16 protein-coding genes are annotated in these 16,023 nt (G+C 65.2%); 1 reads left to right on the forward strand and 15 read right to left on the reverse strand.

Annotated elements, in window-relative coordinates; all coding sequences use genetic code 11:
• Nucleotides 1-37: 37 nt before the first annotated feature.
• The 14 genes from lpdA to eno all read right to left on the reverse strand — a co-directional run bounded on the left by lpdA (nt 38) and on the right by eno (nt 13,813).
• Nucleotides 38-1,459 carry a dihydrolipoyl dehydrogenase gene (gene lpdA, locus ACQR2C_RS25625; protein ID WP_434882394.1) on the reverse strand — a complete coding sequence of 474 codons (1,422 nt, stop codon included), beginning with the start codon at nt 1,457-1,459 and terminating at the stop codon, nt 38-40.
• 32 nt (nt 1,460-1,491) lie between these two features.
• Entirely contained in the window at nt 1,492-1,731 is a 240-nt protein-coding gene (locus tag ACQR2C_RS25630) for a hypothetical protein (protein ID WP_315799785.1), read from the reverse strand.
• Between the two features lie 39 nt (nt 1,732-1,770).
• Nucleotides 1,771-3,129 (reverse strand): pyruvate dehydrogenase complex dihydrolipoamide acetyltransferase, encoded by a 1,359-nt coding sequence (locus ACQR2C_RS25635; protein WP_434882395.1) that lies wholly within the window; start codon nt 3,127-3,129, stop codon nt 1,771-1,773.
• Nucleotides 3,130-3,131: 2 nt separating this feature from the next.
• Nucleotides 3,132-3,437, reverse strand: coding sequence for a DUF5076 domain-containing protein (locus ACQR2C_RS25640; RefSeq protein ID WP_015666657.1), 306 nt, complete (start codon nt 3,435-3,437; stop codon nt 3,132-3,134).
• A 13-nt stretch (nt 3,438-3,450) separates the two neighbouring features.
• On the reverse strand, nt 3,451-4,848 hold the full coding sequence (locus ACQR2C_RS25645; RefSeq protein ID WP_315799783.1) for a pyruvate dehydrogenase complex E1 component subunit beta: 1,398 nt from the start codon (nt 4,846-4,848) through the stop codon (nt 3,451-3,453).
• A 30-nt stretch (nt 4,849-4,878) separates the two neighbouring features.
• Nucleotides 4,879-5,901 carry a pyruvate dehydrogenase (acetyl-transferring) E1 component subunit alpha gene (pdhA, locus tag ACQR2C_RS25650; RefSeq protein WP_316178501.1) on the reverse strand — a complete coding sequence of 341 codons (1,023 nt, stop codon included), beginning with the start codon at nt 5,899-5,901 and terminating at the stop codon, nt 4,879-4,881.
• Between the two features lie 198 nt (nt 5,902-6,099).
• On the reverse strand, nt 6,100-6,417 hold the full coding sequence (locus ACQR2C_RS25655) for an FtsB family cell division protein (RefSeq protein ID WP_316175304.1): 318 nt from the start codon (nt 6,415-6,417) through the stop codon (nt 6,100-6,102).
• A gap of 78 nt (nt 6,418-6,495) precedes the next feature.
• Nucleotides 6,496-7,206: a GNAT family N-acetyltransferase gene (locus tag ACQR2C_RS25660; protein ID WP_434882396.1), complete on the reverse strand. Its 711-nt coding sequence runs from the start codon at nt 7,204-7,206 to the stop codon at nt 6,496-6,498.
• A 26-nt stretch (nt 7,207-7,232) separates the two neighbouring features.
• Nucleotides 7,233-8,024, reverse strand: a complete 792-nt coding sequence (locus ACQR2C_RS25665; RefSeq protein WP_434882397.1) for an aldolase — start codon at nt 8,022-8,024, stop codon at nt 7,233-7,235.
• A 134-nt stretch (nt 8,025-8,158) separates the two neighbouring features.
• On the reverse strand, nt 8,159-8,716 hold the full coding sequence (locus tag ACQR2C_RS25670) for an NADPH-dependent FMN reductase (protein WP_316178495.1): 558 nt from the start codon (nt 8,714-8,716) through the stop codon (nt 8,159-8,161).
• A gap of 144 nt (nt 8,717-8,860) precedes the next feature.
• Nucleotides 8,861-10,030 (reverse strand): serine hydrolase domain-containing protein, encoded by a 1,170-nt coding sequence (locus ACQR2C_RS25675; RefSeq protein WP_434882398.1) that lies wholly within the window; start codon nt 10,028-10,030, stop codon nt 8,861-8,863.
• A gap of 211 nt (nt 10,031-10,241) precedes the next feature.
• On the reverse strand, nt 10,242-11,237 hold the full coding sequence (locus tag ACQR2C_RS25680) for an MBL fold metallo-hydrolase (RefSeq protein ID WP_434882399.1): 996 nt from the start codon (nt 11,235-11,237) through the stop codon (nt 10,242-10,244).
• A gap of 120 nt (nt 11,238-11,357) precedes the next feature.
• The gene (locus ACQR2C_RS25685) at nt 11,358-12,497 is read right to left on the reverse strand and encodes a zinc-binding dehydrogenase (RefSeq protein ID WP_434882400.1); all 1,140 of its coding nucleotides are present in this window, start codon (nt 12,495-12,497) and stop codon (nt 11,358-11,360) included.
• A 32-nt stretch (nt 12,498-12,529) separates the two neighbouring features.
• Entirely contained in the window at nt 12,530-13,813 is a 1,284-nt protein-coding gene (gene eno, locus ACQR2C_RS25690) for a phosphopyruvate hydratase (protein WP_316178488.1), read from the reverse strand.
• Nucleotides 13,814-14,009: 196 nt separating this feature from the next.
• Here eno and queF point away from each other — a divergent pair, with 196 nt between their 5' ends.
• On the forward strand, nt 14,010-14,486 hold the full coding sequence (gene queF, locus ACQR2C_RS25695) for a preQ(1) synthase (RefSeq protein WP_434882401.1): 477 nt from the start codon (nt 14,010-14,012) through the stop codon (nt 14,484-14,486).
• Between the two features lie 412 nt (nt 14,487-14,898).
• Here queF and ACQR2C_RS25700 read toward each other — a convergent pair whose 3' ends face one another.
• Complete coding sequence (locus ACQR2C_RS25700) at nt 14,899-15,948, reverse strand: hypothetical protein (protein ID WP_434882402.1); 1,050 nt, start codon at nt 15,946-15,948, stop codon at nt 14,899-14,901.
• Between the last annotated feature and the right edge of the window lie 75 nt (nt 15,949-16,023).

Here is a 16,023-nt window from a genome sequence, read left to right on the forward strand (position 1 = left end):
CGCGGGTCAAGCCCGCGCATGACGGCCGGTGAGCGGATTACATATTCAGCACGCGGCCGTAGGCGTCGAGCACAGCTTCCTTCATCATCTCCGACAGGGTCGGATGCGGGAACACCGTGTGCATCAGCTCTTCCTCGGTGGTCTCGAGGTTCATCGCGACCACATAGCCCTGGATCAGCTCGGTGACCTCGGCGCCGACCATGTGGGCACCGATCAGTTGCCCGGTCTTCTTGTCGAAGATCACCTTGACCAGACCCTGGTCCTCGCCGAGCGCGATCGCCTTGCCGTTGCCGACGAAGGGGAAGCGGCCGACGCGGATGTCACGCCCCTGCTCTTTCGCCTTGGCCTCGGTGAGACCGACGGAGGCGATCTGTGGATGGCAATAGGTGCAGCCCGGGATGAGGTTCTTGTCCATCGGGTGCGGATGCAGACCCTTGATCGCCTCGATGCAGACCACGCCCTCATGCTCGGCCTTGTGCGCCAGCATCGGGGGACCCGCGACGTCGCCGATCGCGTAGAGGCCGGGCACGTTGGTCTTGCCGTAGCCGTCGATGACGATGCAGCCGCGGTCGGTCTTCACCCCGAGCTTCTCCAGCCCGAGATTCTCGATGTTGCCGACCACGCCGACCGCCGAGATGACGCGGTCGAACTCGACCGACTCGGTCTTGCCCTTGCCGTCGTCGATCGTCGCCACCACGCTGTCGCTCTTCTTGTCGAGCTTGGTGACCTTGGCCCCGGTCATGATCTTGAGGCCCTGCTTCTCCAGCTGCTTGCGGGCGATGCCGGCGATCTCGGCGTCCTCCACGGGGAGGATCTGCGGCAGCACCTCGACCACGGTGACCTCGGAGCCCATGGTGCGGAAGAACGACGCGAACTCGATGCCGATCGCGCCGGAGCCGACCACCAGCAGCGACTTCGGCATTTTCTCTGGCACCATCGCCTCGAAATAGGTCCAGACCAGCTTCTTGTCCGGCTCGAGGCCCGGCAGCACGCGCGGCCGGGCGCCGGTCGCGACGATGATGTGCTTGGCCTGATAGGTGCCCTCGCCGAGCGCGCCCTTCGGCGCCTCCACGTCGGATTTGGTCACGGTGACCTTGCCGGGCGCATCGATCGCGGCACGGCCCCAAATCACCTGGACCTTGTTCTTCTTCATCAGGAAGCCGACGCCGTCGTTCAGCCGCTTCGACACGCCGCGCGAGCGCTGCACCACCGCCTTTGGATCGTAGGAGATCTTTTCCGCCGACAGGCCGTATTCCTTGGCGTGCTGCATGTAGTGATAGATCTCAGCCGAGCGCAGCAGCGCCTTGGTCGGGATGCAGCCCCAGTTCAGGCAGATGCCGCCGAGGTAGGATTTCTCGATGATCGCGGTCTTGAAGCCGAGCTGCGCGGCACGGATCGCGGTGACGTAGCCGCCCGGGCCGGAGCCGATGATGATGACGTCGAAGGATGTGTCGGCCATTACGGCTCCCATTCAACTGAAGCAGTTGGAAATCAGATGGTCGTGGTGCTGCCGACGGAACGTCGCCAGATCAAGGCTCGAACTATTGCCTCCAGCAGCACCAGCACGGCGCAGATCGCAAATCCGGCAAGCACGATCGGCGCCCAGATGCCGCGCGACAGCGCCTCGCCGGAGTAGAAAGCAGAATGGATGACGTCGATCCCGAGCGGGTTGGCAAACAACGCGGCGCTCACCAGTGCCGTGATCCAGGGCCACCGCGTTCTGATGCGCATGCGCTGGCCCCGTCTGCCATCCCGCTCCGGATCGCAACGTCACACCATCATCATGACGGGATTCTCGATCAGCTGCTTGAACGCGCCGATCAGCTCGGCGCCGAGCGCGCCGTCGATGGCGCGGTGATCGCACGACAGGGTCACGCTCATCATGCTGGCGATCTCGATCTTGCCGTTGCGCACCACGGGGCGTTCTTCCGAGGTGCCAACCGCGAGGATGGTCGCATGCGGCGGATTGATCACGGCGGTGAAGTGGTTGATGCCGTACATGCCAAGGTTGGACACGGCCGTGGTGCCGCCCTGATATTCCTCCGGCTTCAGCTTGCGCGAGCGGGCGCGCGCGGCGAAGTCCTTCATCTCGCCCGAGATCGCCGACAGCGTCTTGGTCTCGGCCTTGCGGATGATCGGCGTGATCAGCCCGCCCGGCATCGCCACCGCGACGCCGACGTCCGAATGCTTGTGCTTGACCATGCCGCCTTCGGTCCAGCTCACGTTGCAGTTCGGAATCTTCTGCAGCGCCACCGCCATCGCCTTGATAACGAAGTCGTTGACCGACAGCTTGTAGAGCGGCTTCTTCTCCTTATCCTTCGGCGCGGCCGCATTGATCTCCTCGCGGGCGGCGAGCAACTTGCCGATGTCGCAGTCGATCGTGAGATAGAAGTGCGGGACGTTCTGCACCGACGCGGTCAGGCGCTGCGCGATGGTGCGGCGCATGCCGTCATGCGGGATGACCTCGTAGGAGCCCGGCTCGAACAGCGCCAGGATCTGCTTGTCCGACATCGACGGCGCCAGCGCCGGCGCGCCTGCCGCGGCAGGTGCCGCCGACGGCGCAGCCTTCAGGCCCTTGCCGGACTTTGCGTCCTCAACGTCGCGCGCGACGACGCGGCCGTGCGGGCCGGTGCCGGTGATGCGGCCGAGATCAATGCCGGCATCCTTGGCGAGACGACGTGCCAATGGCGACGAGAAGATGCGCGCGTGACCGTTGACCTGGGGCGCAGCCGCGGGAGCGGCCGGCGCAGGAGCCGCGGCCGGCTTCGGCGCGGGCGCGGCGGAAGGTGCAGGTGTGGCGGCGGGCGCCGCCGCGGACACCGTCGGCCTCGCCTCGGGCTTGGGAGCCGCCGCCGCCGGCGCGCTGCCGGCCGCCTTGACGTCCTCGCCCTCGCCGGCGAGCACCGCGATCACGTCGTTGACCGGCACGTCCTGCGTGCCTTCCGGCACCAGGATCTTGGCGAGCGTGCCCTCATCGACCGCCTCGACTTCCATCGTGGCCTTGTCGGTCTCGATCTCGGCGATGACCTCGCCGGACTTGACCTGGTCGCCTTCCTTCTTGAGCCAACGAGCGAGGTTGCCCTTCTCCATCGTCGGCGACAGCGCGGGCATCAGAATGTTGATCGGCATGATCAGTGACCTTGTTTCGACCTGGGGCTGGTGGTGCCCGTGTCAGTCGGCCGAGCCAGCTCGGCTTCGAACATCTCGACGATGCGCTGCAGCGCCTCGTCTTCGGAATAGTCGCTCTCGCGCGCATAGGCGCGCGCAGCATGTCGGGCGACGTCCACCAGGAGCAGCCCCCACACGTCGGGCTCCTCGAAGGCGCGCTGGAATGCGATCGAGAGCCCGCCATCGAGCACGAAGGCGCGCAACACTTCGGTGGCGTCCTCGCGGCCGATGACGTCGGGCGGCAGCGGCTGCTCCTTGGGTCCGGCCATGGTGGGATGTCCCTTAGCGGTAGCAGACGGACTTGGCGGCCTGCACGACCTCCGCCGCCGAGGGCAGCGCGAGCTTCTCGAGGTTCGCCGCGTAAGGCATCGGCACGTCCTTGCCGGATACGCGCGTCACCGGCGCATCGAGATAGTCGAAGGCGTGCTCCATGATGCGCGCGGCGATCTCGGCGCCGACGCCGCTCTGCGCCCAGCCTTCTTCCACCGTCACCGCACGGCCGGTCTTCTTGACCGAGGCGACGATGGTCTCGGTGTCCATCGGACGCAGCGTGCGCAGGTCGATCACCTCGGCCTCGATGCCCTCCTTGGCGAGCTCATCGGCGGCCTTCAGCGCGTAGGTCATGCCGTTCGACCACGAGATGATGGTGACGTCCTTGCCGCTACGGGCGATGCGCGCCTTGCCGATCGGGATCACGTAGTCGTCGAGCTTGGGCACCTCGCCGGAGTGACCGTAGAGCACCTCGTTCTCGAGAAAGATCACCGGATTGGGATCGCGGATTGCGGCCTTCAACAGGCCCTTGGCGTCCGCGGCGGAATACGGCGCGATCACCTTGAGGCCCGGGATGTGCGAGTACCAGGACGAGTAGTCCTGGCTGTGCTGCGCGGCAACGCGGGCGGCAGCGCCGTTCGGACCGCGGAATACGATCGAGCAACCCATCTGGCCGCCGGACATGTACAAGGTCTTGGCCGCGGAGTTGATGATCTGGTCCATCGCCTGCATGGCGAAGTTGAAGGTCATGAACTCGACGATCGGCTTCAGGCCGGCCATCGCGGCACCGACGCCGATGCCGGCGAAACCGTGCTCGGTGATCGGCGTGTCCATCACGCGGCGGGCGCCGAACTCCTGCAGCAGGCCCTGGGTGACCTTGTAGGCGCCCTGATATTCGGCGACCTCCTCGCCCATGATGAAGACGTCGCCGTCGCGGCGCATCTCCTCGGCCATCGCGTCGCGCAGCGCCTCGCGGATGGTTTGCGTCACCATCTCGGTGCCCGCGGGCACCTCGGGATCGGGCTCGGCCACGCTCTGCGGCGCAGCCACGCCGGTCGGCGCAGGCGATGCCGAAACCGAAGCAGCCGGCTCGGCCGGCGGCGCCGACTGCGCGGCCTTCATCTCGGCTGCAGGCGCTGCCGCCTTGCCGAGATCTGCGGCGGTCTCGCCGTCGGCGAGGATGGTCGCAATCGGCGTATTGACCGCGACGTCGGCGGTGCCTTCGGGGATCAGGATCTTGCCGAGCGTGCCCTCGTCGGTCGCCTCGACCTCCATCGTGGCCTTGTCGGTCTCGATCTCGGCGATCACGTCACCCGACTTGATCGCCTCGCCTTCCTTCTTCAGCCATTTGGCGAGATTGCCCTTTTCCATCGTGGGCGACAGCGCAGGCATCAAAACTTGAATAGGCATATCAGCTCCAGAGAAACAGCTTGCGCGCGCTCAGCGATAAACGTCGGTGTAGAGCTCGGCGACATCGGGCTCGGGATCGGCCTGGGCGAAATCAGCGGCCTCGTTGACGATCTTGCGCACATCGGCATCGATCGTCTTGAGATCCTGCTCGCTGACCTTGGCCGCCAGCAGGCGGTTGCGCACCTGCTCGATCGGATCCTGGTCGTGACGGACCTTCTCCACCTCCTCGCGGGTACGGTACTTGGCCGGGTCCGACATCGAGTGGCCGCGATAGCGGTAGGTCTGCATTTCCAGGATGTACGGACCCTTGCCCTCGCGGCACCACGCGACCGCCTTCTCGCCGGCGGCCTTCACGGCGCGAACGTCCATGCCGTCGACCTGCTCGCCCGGGATGTTGAAGGAGATGCCGCGCTTGGAGAAGTCGGTCTGCGCCGAGGCGCGCGACACCGCCGTGCCCATGGCATAGCGGTTGTTCTCGATGACGTAGATCACCGGCAGCTTCCAGAGCTCCGCCATGTTGAAGCTCTCATAGACCTGCCCCTGATTGGCCGCGCCGTCGCCGAAATAGGCGACGCTGACCGAGTCGTTGCCGCGGTAGCGGTTGGCGAGCGCAAGGCCGGTGCCGAGCGAGACCTGGGCGCCGACGATGCCGTGGCCGCCGAAGAAGTTCTTCTCCACGCTGAACATGTGCATGGAGCCGCCCTTGCCCTTGGAATAGCCGCCGCGGCGTCCCGTGAGCTCGGCCATGACGCCCTTGGCATCCATGCCGGTGGCCAGCATGTGGCCGTGATCGCGATAGCCGGTGATGACCTGGTCGCCCGGCTTCAGCGCCATCTGCATGCCGACCACGACCGCTTCCTGGCCGATGTAAAGATGGCAGAAGCCGCCGATCGCACCCATGCCATAAAGCTGACCCGCCTTTTCCTCAAAGCGGCGGATCAGCAGCATGTCGCGCAGCGCAGCCAATTCCTGTTCTCTGGTGAATTCCGGCGGCGGGCCGTTATCTCTGTCCTGCCCTTGTTCCTTTGCGGCGGTCTTCTTCGGTGCGGCCATGGCAATTCCGGATGAGAGAAAAAGTAGCTCTCTCTAGCTCAACTCAAAGGCACGTAAAAGGACTGCGTGAATTGCGGTTCATTTTGCTTTGCCGCACTGCAACGAGCGCGAAATAAACGAATGCGCATGAGCGTGTTTTTGAAATTCCTGATGCCGCGGTCTGCCGAAGTTCGGGGCACCGCGACCAACGGCCCCGCGTCACTGCGGCCGATTGATCCGGATCAGATCACGCGGGTTGGCGTAGCCGAGCTGGAAGCGGGCGCGCTCATCGAGCATGTCGGGATCGACCCGGTCGGAGCGCAGCAGCGACACGCGCTTCTCACCCTCCGCCCGCTCCTGCTTCAGCCGGGCGAGCTCGGAGGTCAGCGCAATGATCTCCTGGTCGAGCTCCTGGCGCGCGGTCAGGCCGTAGCGGCCGGTATAGGCGTTGATGCCGAAATAGCCGATGATGGCGGCCGCCATCGTGTAGAGGGCGAGCCCGGTCAGGAACGATTTGAGCCGCGCGCGGGAGACCATGGCCGGAAGATGGGGCGCCTTGGTTAAGGATCTGCTAATCCGCCCCGCGAGGCTTCTTTACGAAGGTCGCATCACCCGTCACGGGCTGACGGATTGCCGAAGCACCGTGAAACACAAGGTGGCTCGCGACACGAAGCCGAGACGCTCATACAGCGCGATCGCGGCATGATTGTCCTCTATGACGTGGAGAAACGGCGTCTCGCCCCTGCCCCTGATGGCCGTCATCAGGGCCGTCACGAGCCTCTGGGCATAGCCACGGCCGCGAGAGTCCGGATGGACACAGACCGCGCTGATTTCCGTGAACCCGTCGAGGCGCATGCGCTCCCCGGCCATCGCAGCCAGGCGCTGCCCGTCGCGGATGCCGATATAACGGCCCAGCTCGTGGGTCCTGGCCAGGAACGGGCCGGGCTTGGTCAGCGCCGTCAGCTCCAGCATCGCCGGGATGTCGCGCTGGTCGAGCGTTTCGATCACGGCATCCCCAACAGGGGCCTCGGCCTCGACCGCAACCATCTGGCGGACGCTGGCGCTGAACCAGGCGGCAAGGCCGTGCAGGTCGCCCGGAGGAGCGGGAGTCACGATCGCAACCACGTCCTTCTTGGCGAAGTCGGCGAGCTCCGACCATGCGGCATCGCTGTCGTCCGACATGGCGGCAAATGGTGCAATCGCCGCAGGATAGCGACGGGCATGCGCGGCGCCCTCGGCAAGCGCCCGGTGCCCGGTGGTCAGGGCTGACCAGACGGGACGATCCAGCGCTGCGCGCTGCTCGGCAGAAAGCTCCAATCTGGACATCGCACCAGCCTCCAGACGATCAGTCCTCAGCTCCGGTAGACCGGCTCCTCGAGATCGAGCATGCGTTTGATGGCCTCAAGGTGCAACCGAGCCGATTCCGCATCTCCTTCGCGCATCTGGCGAGAGGCGGCTTCCGCGATTGCCGGCGCGACGGCGGTGACCTTGCGGCCGGTCGACAGCGCCAGGCACTGCACCTGGCAGGCGCGCTCGAGATAATAGAGATCGTCCCAGGCTTCAGCGATGGTCGGCGCCAGAACCATGACGCCATGATGCTTCATGAAGACGATGTCGGCGTTGCCGACCGCCCCGGCGATGCGGTCCCCCTCCCGCGCGTCGAGCGCCAGCCCGTTGTAGTTCGCGTCGACCGCGGTTCGTCCGTAGAATTTCAGCGCCGTCTGCCCGGCGAAGATCAGCGGGTCGCCTTCGGTCATCGACAGCGCGGTGGCGTAGGGCATGTGGGTGTGGAACGCGACCTTGGCCCGCGGCAACGCCTTGTGGATGCGGGCATGGATGTAGAAGGCAGTCGCTTCCGGGCGGCCATCGCCGGCAATGACGTTGCCGTCGAAATCGCACACCAGCAGCTTCGAGGCCGTCAGCTCACGAAAGGCATAGCCGTAGGGATTGACGATGAAGAGGTCGTCATAGCCAGGCACCAGCGCCGAGAAGTGGTTGCAGATGCCCTCTTCGAGCCCGTGCCGCGCCGCCATCCGGAAGCACGCCGCGAGGTCGATCCGCGCCTGCCAGACGGCCTCCGAGTCGAGATCCGGCTGGTTCGGGCCGGGCCTCGACGACGACGCGGGTGTGAACGAATGGGCCATCATGCTTCCTTGGCAATGCGCATCCTTGCGCAGGTCCGGCATGGCCTTGAAACGGATCGGGCAAGGCGCGTCAACGCCCTGCCCACATCATAGCCGTCATGCAGTTGGCGACCGCCGCACGGCGACGACCAAGGTCAGCCGTTCTGCTTGGCCACGAAGGCGGCGAAGGCATCCAGATATTGCTGCAGCACCGTCTTGAGCGAATCCTTGACGAGCTCACCCTGGGCGTCGAACGCGTCGCCGACGCCATTCAGGTAGATTTCCGGCTGCCCCATGATCGGGCCCGAGATGCCCGGCATGATGTTCTGCAGGTGCTTGGCCGCCGCCACGCCGCCGAGCGGGCCCGGCGAATTGGAGATGAGGCCGACCGGCTTGCCCAGGAACGAGCTCTGCCCATAGGGGCGCGAGGCGATGTCGATCGCGTTCTTCAGCACGCCGGGGATCGAGCGGTTGTATTCCGGCGTCAGGATGAGGACGCCGTTCGAGGCCTTCAGCTTGTCGCGCAGGGCGAGCCAGTCGGCCGGCGGATTGGCTTCGAGATCCTGGTTGAAGAACGACAGGCCGTTGAGCGTGGTGACGTCGATCTTCAGGCTGGCCGGCGCCAGCTTGGCGAGCGCATTGGCGATCTTCAGGGTGAAGCTCTCCTTGCGGAGACTGCCGACGAGGGCGACGATGGCGTACGGAGCAGGCATAGGGCATCCTTTGCAGGGGAACGTGAGGGGTGCACTTAAGACACATGGGCAAGACCATGCAAGTGCATGAAAACAGCGTGTCGCGAAACTCAGCGTTTCATCGCGAGCAGGGCGCCAATGTTCCAGACCTTCGCCGCGGCGAGCTCAAGCCGTAGCTTTGAGGCAGCGGGCAAATTCAGCCACCGCCTGATGCGTCAGCCAGATCGCCTGCCCGTCGACCGGCTGAGCCCAGCTCGACAGCTTGGCGATCACGATGCCGTTGGCGGCATCGACGAACAGGTTCTGGCCGTGAATGCCCATCGCGAACATCAGCTGCGGCGCGTCGTTTGTGACGTACCAGCCGCTGCGATAGTGCATGTTGCGGCTGATCGCGGCAAAACTGTCGCGCCATTGGCCGTCGCGCCAGGCCTTGATGTCGCCATTGTGCCTGATGTCGTCGAGCCAGGCCTCGGGGATGATCGCGTGCGAGCCGCGCCGCCCGCCTGACAGCACGAGCTGCCCAAGGCGCGCGAAATCGCGCAAGGTGGCGCAGATCCCGCCGGTGCAGCGCGGCGCGCCCTTGCGATCGAGGGTAATGAAGGCCTCGCCGCTCGCCCCCATCGGCTTCCACAGCAGCGTGCTGACGAGGCTTGCGAAGCTGCGGCCGGTGGCGCGCTCGATCGCCCAGCCCAGCAGATCGGTGTTGGAGGAGACGTAGCTGAAGGCGCCGCCATGCGGCGCCGACTGGGCGCGCATCGTCGCGAAGAAATCGTGCAGGTTCGGCGTCGTGCCCGGCGCGACCGGCTCCCAGCCGCTGGCATCGGCATAGGCCTGCAGGCCGGCGCCATCGAAGACGATGCCGGCGCGCATGTCGATGAGCTGCCGGATCGTGGCGCCGCGATAGGCCGTGGCGGCCACCTCCGGCACGTAGCGCGTGACCTCCGCGTCGATGTCGAGCTCGCCGCGACCGGACAGGATGCCGACCATGAGGCCGGTGATCGACTTGGTCGCCGACATCAGGATGTGCGGCGTGTCGCGGTCGGTGCCGCCGTCATAGTGCTCGAAGACGATGCGGCCGTCATGCAGGATCAGCAGCCCGTCGGTCGCCGTCGCCTTCAGGAAACCGTCGAGATCGAGCGTGCCGCCCTTGGGCAGCCGCACGCTGAAATCCTCGAACGCAACCGGGCTCGCCGGCAGCGGCCAGGCGCTGCCGGGCGCGCTCTCGACGTCGGCGACCGGCAGGATCGCGCGGATGTTGTGAAAGGCCCAGCGGCTGAACGGCGCAGTGCGCCAGTTGGAGAGATCGGCGGTGGTGGGAGAGAGGTCGATCGACATGCAAGGCCCTGCGGAGTCCCGGGAACGCCTGACATAGGCGTTCGCCGGAGCGGCGGGAAGCCCGGCATTTCGCATATGCAAAACAAGCAGGCCGCATCGAAAGACGGCCTGGCACACTCCATCCCCGTCATTGCGAGGAGCGAAGCGACGACGCAATCCAGAGTCCCGACCGAGCCCCTGGATTGCTTCGCTTCGCTCGCAATGACGGAAGTTAGATCACCGGATTCCACGGCGCCGGGATCAGCCGGTACTTGGCGCCGTCCTTCTCGACATAGCCCACGGAGGGGAACGAGAAGTGGAAGCCGATCACCTTGGCCTTCTCGGCGGCGGCCATGTCGTAGAACTTGTGCCGCGTCTCCTGCGCCATCGCGGCATCGGTGTCGAACATCACGTGCCAATCCGGATTGCGCAGGAACAGCTCGGGGACGTTGGTGACGTCGGCCTGGATCAGCACCCTGGCATTGCCGGAAGCGACCGCGAACGAGGTGTGGCCCGGCGTGTGACCGGGCGTGCCGAGCGCGGTGATGCCGGGCGCGACCTCCTTGTCCCACTCGTACTGAGTGACCTTGCTTTCGAGCCCGCCGAACACCTTCTTGAAGTTGGCGAAGTTGCCCTTCATCAAGTCGGTCTGCGCCTTGGCGGCGTTCTCGTCGCTATTCCAGAACGCCCACTCCTTGGCCGGCACCTTCAGCTCGGCGTTCGGAAATGCCAGCGAGCCGTCCGCGAGCTTGAGGCCGTTGATGTGGTCACCGTGCATGTGGGAGAGCACGACGACGTCGATGCTCTTCGGATCGACGCCGGCGGCAGCGAGGTTCTGCAGCGTGCGGCCAACCGCGCCCTTGCTGGCCTCGAAGGCGCCAGCGCCGTTGCCGGTGTCGATCAGGACCAGCTTGGAGCCGGTGTTGATCAGCTGCGGATTGAAGGGGATCGTGATCATGCCCTTCGGCATGTAGGCGCTTTCGGCAGCCGCGAGCGCGTCGTCCTTGGCGGTGTTGACGACGAACGTGTCGGGCATCGGGAAGGTGCGCGCGCCGTCATTGACGGAGGTGCACTCGTAGTCGCCGACCTTGTAGCGGTAGAAGCCGGGGGCCTGCGCGCCGGCGGGCGCAACCGCCGCGCGTGCCTGTCCGGCCAGCGGCGGCAAGGCGGTTGCAGCTCCGGCGAGGGCCGCACCGGCCAGAAATCGACGGCGATCCAATCGGGTCATGACAAATCTCTCCTCAGTGCTTCATGCGGCTGACGCCGCCCCCCAGACAAACGGGGCGGATTGTCTCCGCATGCGGGCCAAACGCAAGCCCGTCAGCAACGTCCGAGGAGCGACGTTAGGTCACTTATCTTTGTTGGGGTCGATGAGGAATTTTTCGCCGGTGGCCCGTTTGGCGTACACGGCGAGGTTGGCCGGATCGAGCGCCTCGGACAAGGAAACGACCTTGGTGTAGTGGCTGGCAAAGGTCGTCTTCAGCTCGTCGACGACGCGCTGGCGCAGCCGCTCGGTATCCGCCTTGCCGATCTTCATCAGGAACGGAAACAGCAGCCAGCCGCCGACGCTCCAGGTCATGCCGAAGCCGCGGGTGATCTCGGTCGGCCTGACGTCGAGGCTGCCGTAGATGTAGACCTGCTTGTGCACGTTCGAGCCGTATCGGCTGTACGGGTGCTTGCCGGACTTGTTGATCGCGGCTTCCATCGCGTTGAGGATCTGGCCGGCGAGCTTGCCGCCGCCGATCGCATCGAAGGCGATGGTCGCGCCGGTCTCGACCAGCGCCGCGATGAGTTCGTCCATGAAGGTGGGCGAGGTCGAATCCACGACGTATTTGGCGCCGAGGCCGCGCAGGATCTCGGCCTGCGCCGCACTGCGCACGATGTTGACGAGCGGGATGCCGTCCTTGAGGCAGATCTTGTTGAGCATCTGCCCGAGATTGGACGCGGCCGCGGTGTGCACCAGCGCCGTATGGCCCTCGCGCCGCATCGTCTCGGTCATGCCGAGCGAGGTCAGCGGATTGACGAAGCAGGAGGCGCCCTCGGCCGGGGTCGTGCCGGCCGGCAGCGGCAGGCATTCGGAGAGCTTCAGGCAGCGATACTGGCTGTACATCGCCCCACCGATCGCCGCGACCGTGCGGCCCATCAGCGCCTTGGCGGCGTCGGAGGATCCGGTCTTGACCACGACGCCCGCCCCCTCGTTGCCAACAGGCATGGACTCGTCGACCCGGGCGGCCATCGCCCGCATCCCCGCCTCCGGCACCTTCGCGATGATGACCGGACGGTCCTTGGTGCCGGACGCTTGCATGGTCGTGAGGTCGGCAGCGCCAACGAGCAGGCCGAGATCGGACGGGTTGATCGGCGCCGCCTCGATCCGCACCACGACCTCGTCCGGGCCCGGCTCGGGGGTCGGCACGTCGACCAGCGAGAGCTCGAGCTCGCCGCTGCGCTTGATCAGCGTCCGCAGTTGCAGGCCTGTCTCGACACCCATGCGTGCCTCCCTCTTCCGTGTTGCGTTCCGGATCAGGCCAGCGCCTTCAGCGCCGCCCTGCCCGCATATTTGGCCTGCGCGTCGAGCTCCTGCTCGATCCGCAGCAGCTGGTTGTACTTGGCGGTGCGGTCGGCGCGCGCCAGCGAGCCGGTCTTGATCTGCCCGCAATTGGTGGCGACCGCCAGATCGGCGATCGTGGAATCCTCAGTCTCGCCGGAGCGGTGCGACATCACGGCGGTGTAGCCGGCCTTGTAGGCCATCTCGACCGCGGCGAGCGTCTCGGTCAGCGTGCCGATCTGGTTGACCTTGATCAGGATCGAGTTGGCGCGGCCGTTACGGATGCCGTCCTCCAGACGGTTCACGTTGGTCACGAACAGGTCGTCGCCGACGAGCTGGCACTTGTGGCCGATCAGATCGGTCAGCTCCTTCCAGCCGTCCATGTCGTCCTCCGACATGCCGTCCTCGATCGAGGCGATCGGATAGCGCGCGACGAGGTCGGCGAGATATTTGGCCTGCTCCGAACGCGAGCGCGACTTGTTCTCGCCCTCGTAGACGTACTTGCCGTCCTTGAAGAACTCGGTCGCGGCGCAGTCGAGCGCCAGCATGACGTCCTCGCCCGCGGTGTAGCCGGCCTTGCCGATCGCGCTCATGACGAAGTCCAGCGCTGCGTCCGCCGACGGCAGGTTCGGCGCGAAGCCGCCTTCGTCGCCGACATTGGTGTTGTGACCGGCCTTCTTCAGCTCGCCCTTCAGCGTATGGAAGATTTCCGAGCCGCAGCGCAGCGCCTCCGCAAAGGTCGGCGCGCCGACCGGCATGATCATGAATTCCTGGAAGTCGATCGGATTGTCGGCGTGGACGCCGCCATTGACGATGTTCATCATCGGCACCGGCAAAGTGCGCGCCGAGGTGCCGCCGACATAGCGATACAGCGGCATGTCGTAGGAGATCGCCGCCGCCTTGGCGCAGGCGAGCGAGACGCCGAGAATGGCGTTGGCGCCGATCCGGCTCTTGTTCTCGGTGCCGTCGAGCTCGATCAGGATCTGGTCGATCTGGACCTGGTCCTGCACCGACATGTCGCTGAGCGCCTCATAGACCTCGTCGTTGATGGCCTCGACGGCCTTGAGCACGCCCTTGCCGAGATAGCGGTGCTTGTCGCCGTCGCGCAGCTCGACCGCCTCATGGGCGCCGGTGGAGGCGCCGGACGGCACGGCGGCGCGGCCGACCGAGCCGTCCTCCAGCACGACGTCGACCTCGACCGTGGGATTGCCGCGGCTGTCCAGGATTTCGCGGCCGATGATATCGACGATGGCGGTCATGAGGTCCTCTTGCGGGCTTTTCGGGTGGACATTGCTGCGCCGCTTCTACCGCAGGGACGGGAGGGCGAAAAGGCCAAGTCGGGCAGATGTCGGGCAGAAGTCGCGGCCAAATGACGAGGTGGCTGCCCGACGCGGCGAGTGACGGCGGCTGCCGGATTGGCTAAGACGGCGCCCAACCTCATCCCTGGCCCGAGACATGGCGAAAAGATCCACAAAATCCGACACATCAGCCGAGCTCCAGCTCGGCCGCCCGGTCACCCAGCCGGACAGCCCGGAGACGGCCAAGCTCGACCGCGTTCCCAACCCGCAGAAGGACACGGATTATCTGGCCCGCTTCACGGTGCCGGAGTTCACCTCGCTCTGCCCGGTGACGGCCCAGCCGGACTTTGCGCATCTCGTCATCGACTATGCACCAGGCCCCTGGCTGGTCGAATCCAAGTCGCTGAAGCTGTACCTCGCGAGCTTCCGCAACCACGGCGCCTTCCACGAGGACTGCACGGTCGCGATCGGCAAGCGCCTCGCCGCCGAGCTCAAGCCGAAATGGCTGCGCATCGGCGGCTACTGGTACCCCCGCGGCGGCATCCCGATCGACGTGTTCTGGCAGACCGGCAAGCTGCCGAAGGGCCTGTGGGTGCCCGATCAGGGCGTGGCGCCATATCGCGGACGGGGGTGAGGAGCCGCTTGCTCATCCACCTGCGTCACAACCACCGTCATTCCGGGGCAAGGCCGCAGGCCTTAAACCCGGAAAGCGCATAAATGGCACGCCTTCTCACCGACGAATGTGATTCAATTAATTGCTGATAAGGCAAGGCACCTTAACCGGCCAATAGCGAAATGCCGAATCCTTGCATAAATCCAATGAATTACTACAATTGGCGTGACGCCCCACCCTGGCCGGTGAGGCGCCACGCCTACTCTATGGTGGCTTCATGATCCACCTCCTTCCGGGGCCTTCCGTGCCTGCCCCGGTTTAGACGCGCTTGTGGTCCTTGCGGATACCACTACCACCCTCACGGTGGCTGCCCCCTGCAACAGTGACACGGCCTGATGCAGACGGGATTCAGACGGCGGCTTCGGCCGCCGTCTTATTTCGCTTTGCGCTTCTGCTCCGTGTCCTTCTCCTGAACCCGTCGCTTGCGGCTGTCGGAATTCCTGACGTTGCTCGGCACGCCACAAGCATCGGCAACCTGACGCCACCACCTGCGAAACTCAGGCGCGGTCCAGGGTAGCTTGCTGTGCTCGGAAACGATGATGGGGCCTGAGGCGGGAAGCTGAGACCGAGAACCCTCGGGGTTGAAGCCAAACTGGATCTTCAACTCTTCAAGAACATTGGGAGCCTTTCGAAGATTGAACTCGATATTGCCCGCCCAGGTGCTCGGATGGCGGAGGGTCAAGTTGACGTCAATCTCGCTCCAGCGGAGTCCCCGAACCCACTTTAATTCCCCGTCAGTGATGTCCGAGACAGTCTTATCCGCAACGGGCACCCACTCGCCGATGACGTCTTTCTGCATCAGTTCGACGTCTGTCTGGAAAGCTTGGGCTAGGGAAATTGAAGGTCGCTTCATCGCACGTGCGGCTGCGCGGACGTTGTTGGCCTGATCCAAAGTCAAGCGCTCCGTTCGCGCCGCCGGCACCTGAAACTTCATAGTGCAGAGAACGCCATAAAGGCGACCGCACTGGTCGTCCTTAAGCACCTCGGTCCCGAAGGCCATCAATGTCCTGACCATGGTGATTTTGGCGTAGGCGATCGCCAGCTTGCCGCCCTTGCTCCACTTGCTGTGCCAGGTCGAGAATTCCCACGGTGCGATGTCCGAAAGGCGCTTGCTGCCAAAATCCCCTTCAACCAGGCGCAGAATGTCGGAGTAGTGCTTCCGGGATGCGTGAGAAAGCTTGTGGTAGGGGGAGTGCTCGTTTGTCTTGTAGTGCTCGATGAGCTCCGAGAGCGTCAGAGAAGAACCGGTGGAAAGCGGCGCTTGCTGGGCGGGCGCCGTAACCACGAAGTTGTACTTCTTCGCCAGTTCCGCAAGCCGGGCCATCTCGGCCATGTCACGCTCGACGGCAGCCGCTTGCTCCAGGAGGTTGGCCTGGTGCCGCTTCATGGCTTCGAGAATTTCGATGGGCGACTTGTCGGACACGGCTCGGCCTTTGGTGACGTGGGTACTCTATAGCCCATCTAGTTAGTTAGCGCAAATTTCGTTAGGGCAACCGGT

Source organism: Bradyrhizobium sp. HKCCYLRH3061 (assembly GCF_051168015.1).
Taxonomy (GTDB): domain Bacteria; phylum Pseudomonadota; class Alphaproteobacteria; order Rhizobiales; family Xanthobacteraceae; genus Bradyrhizobium.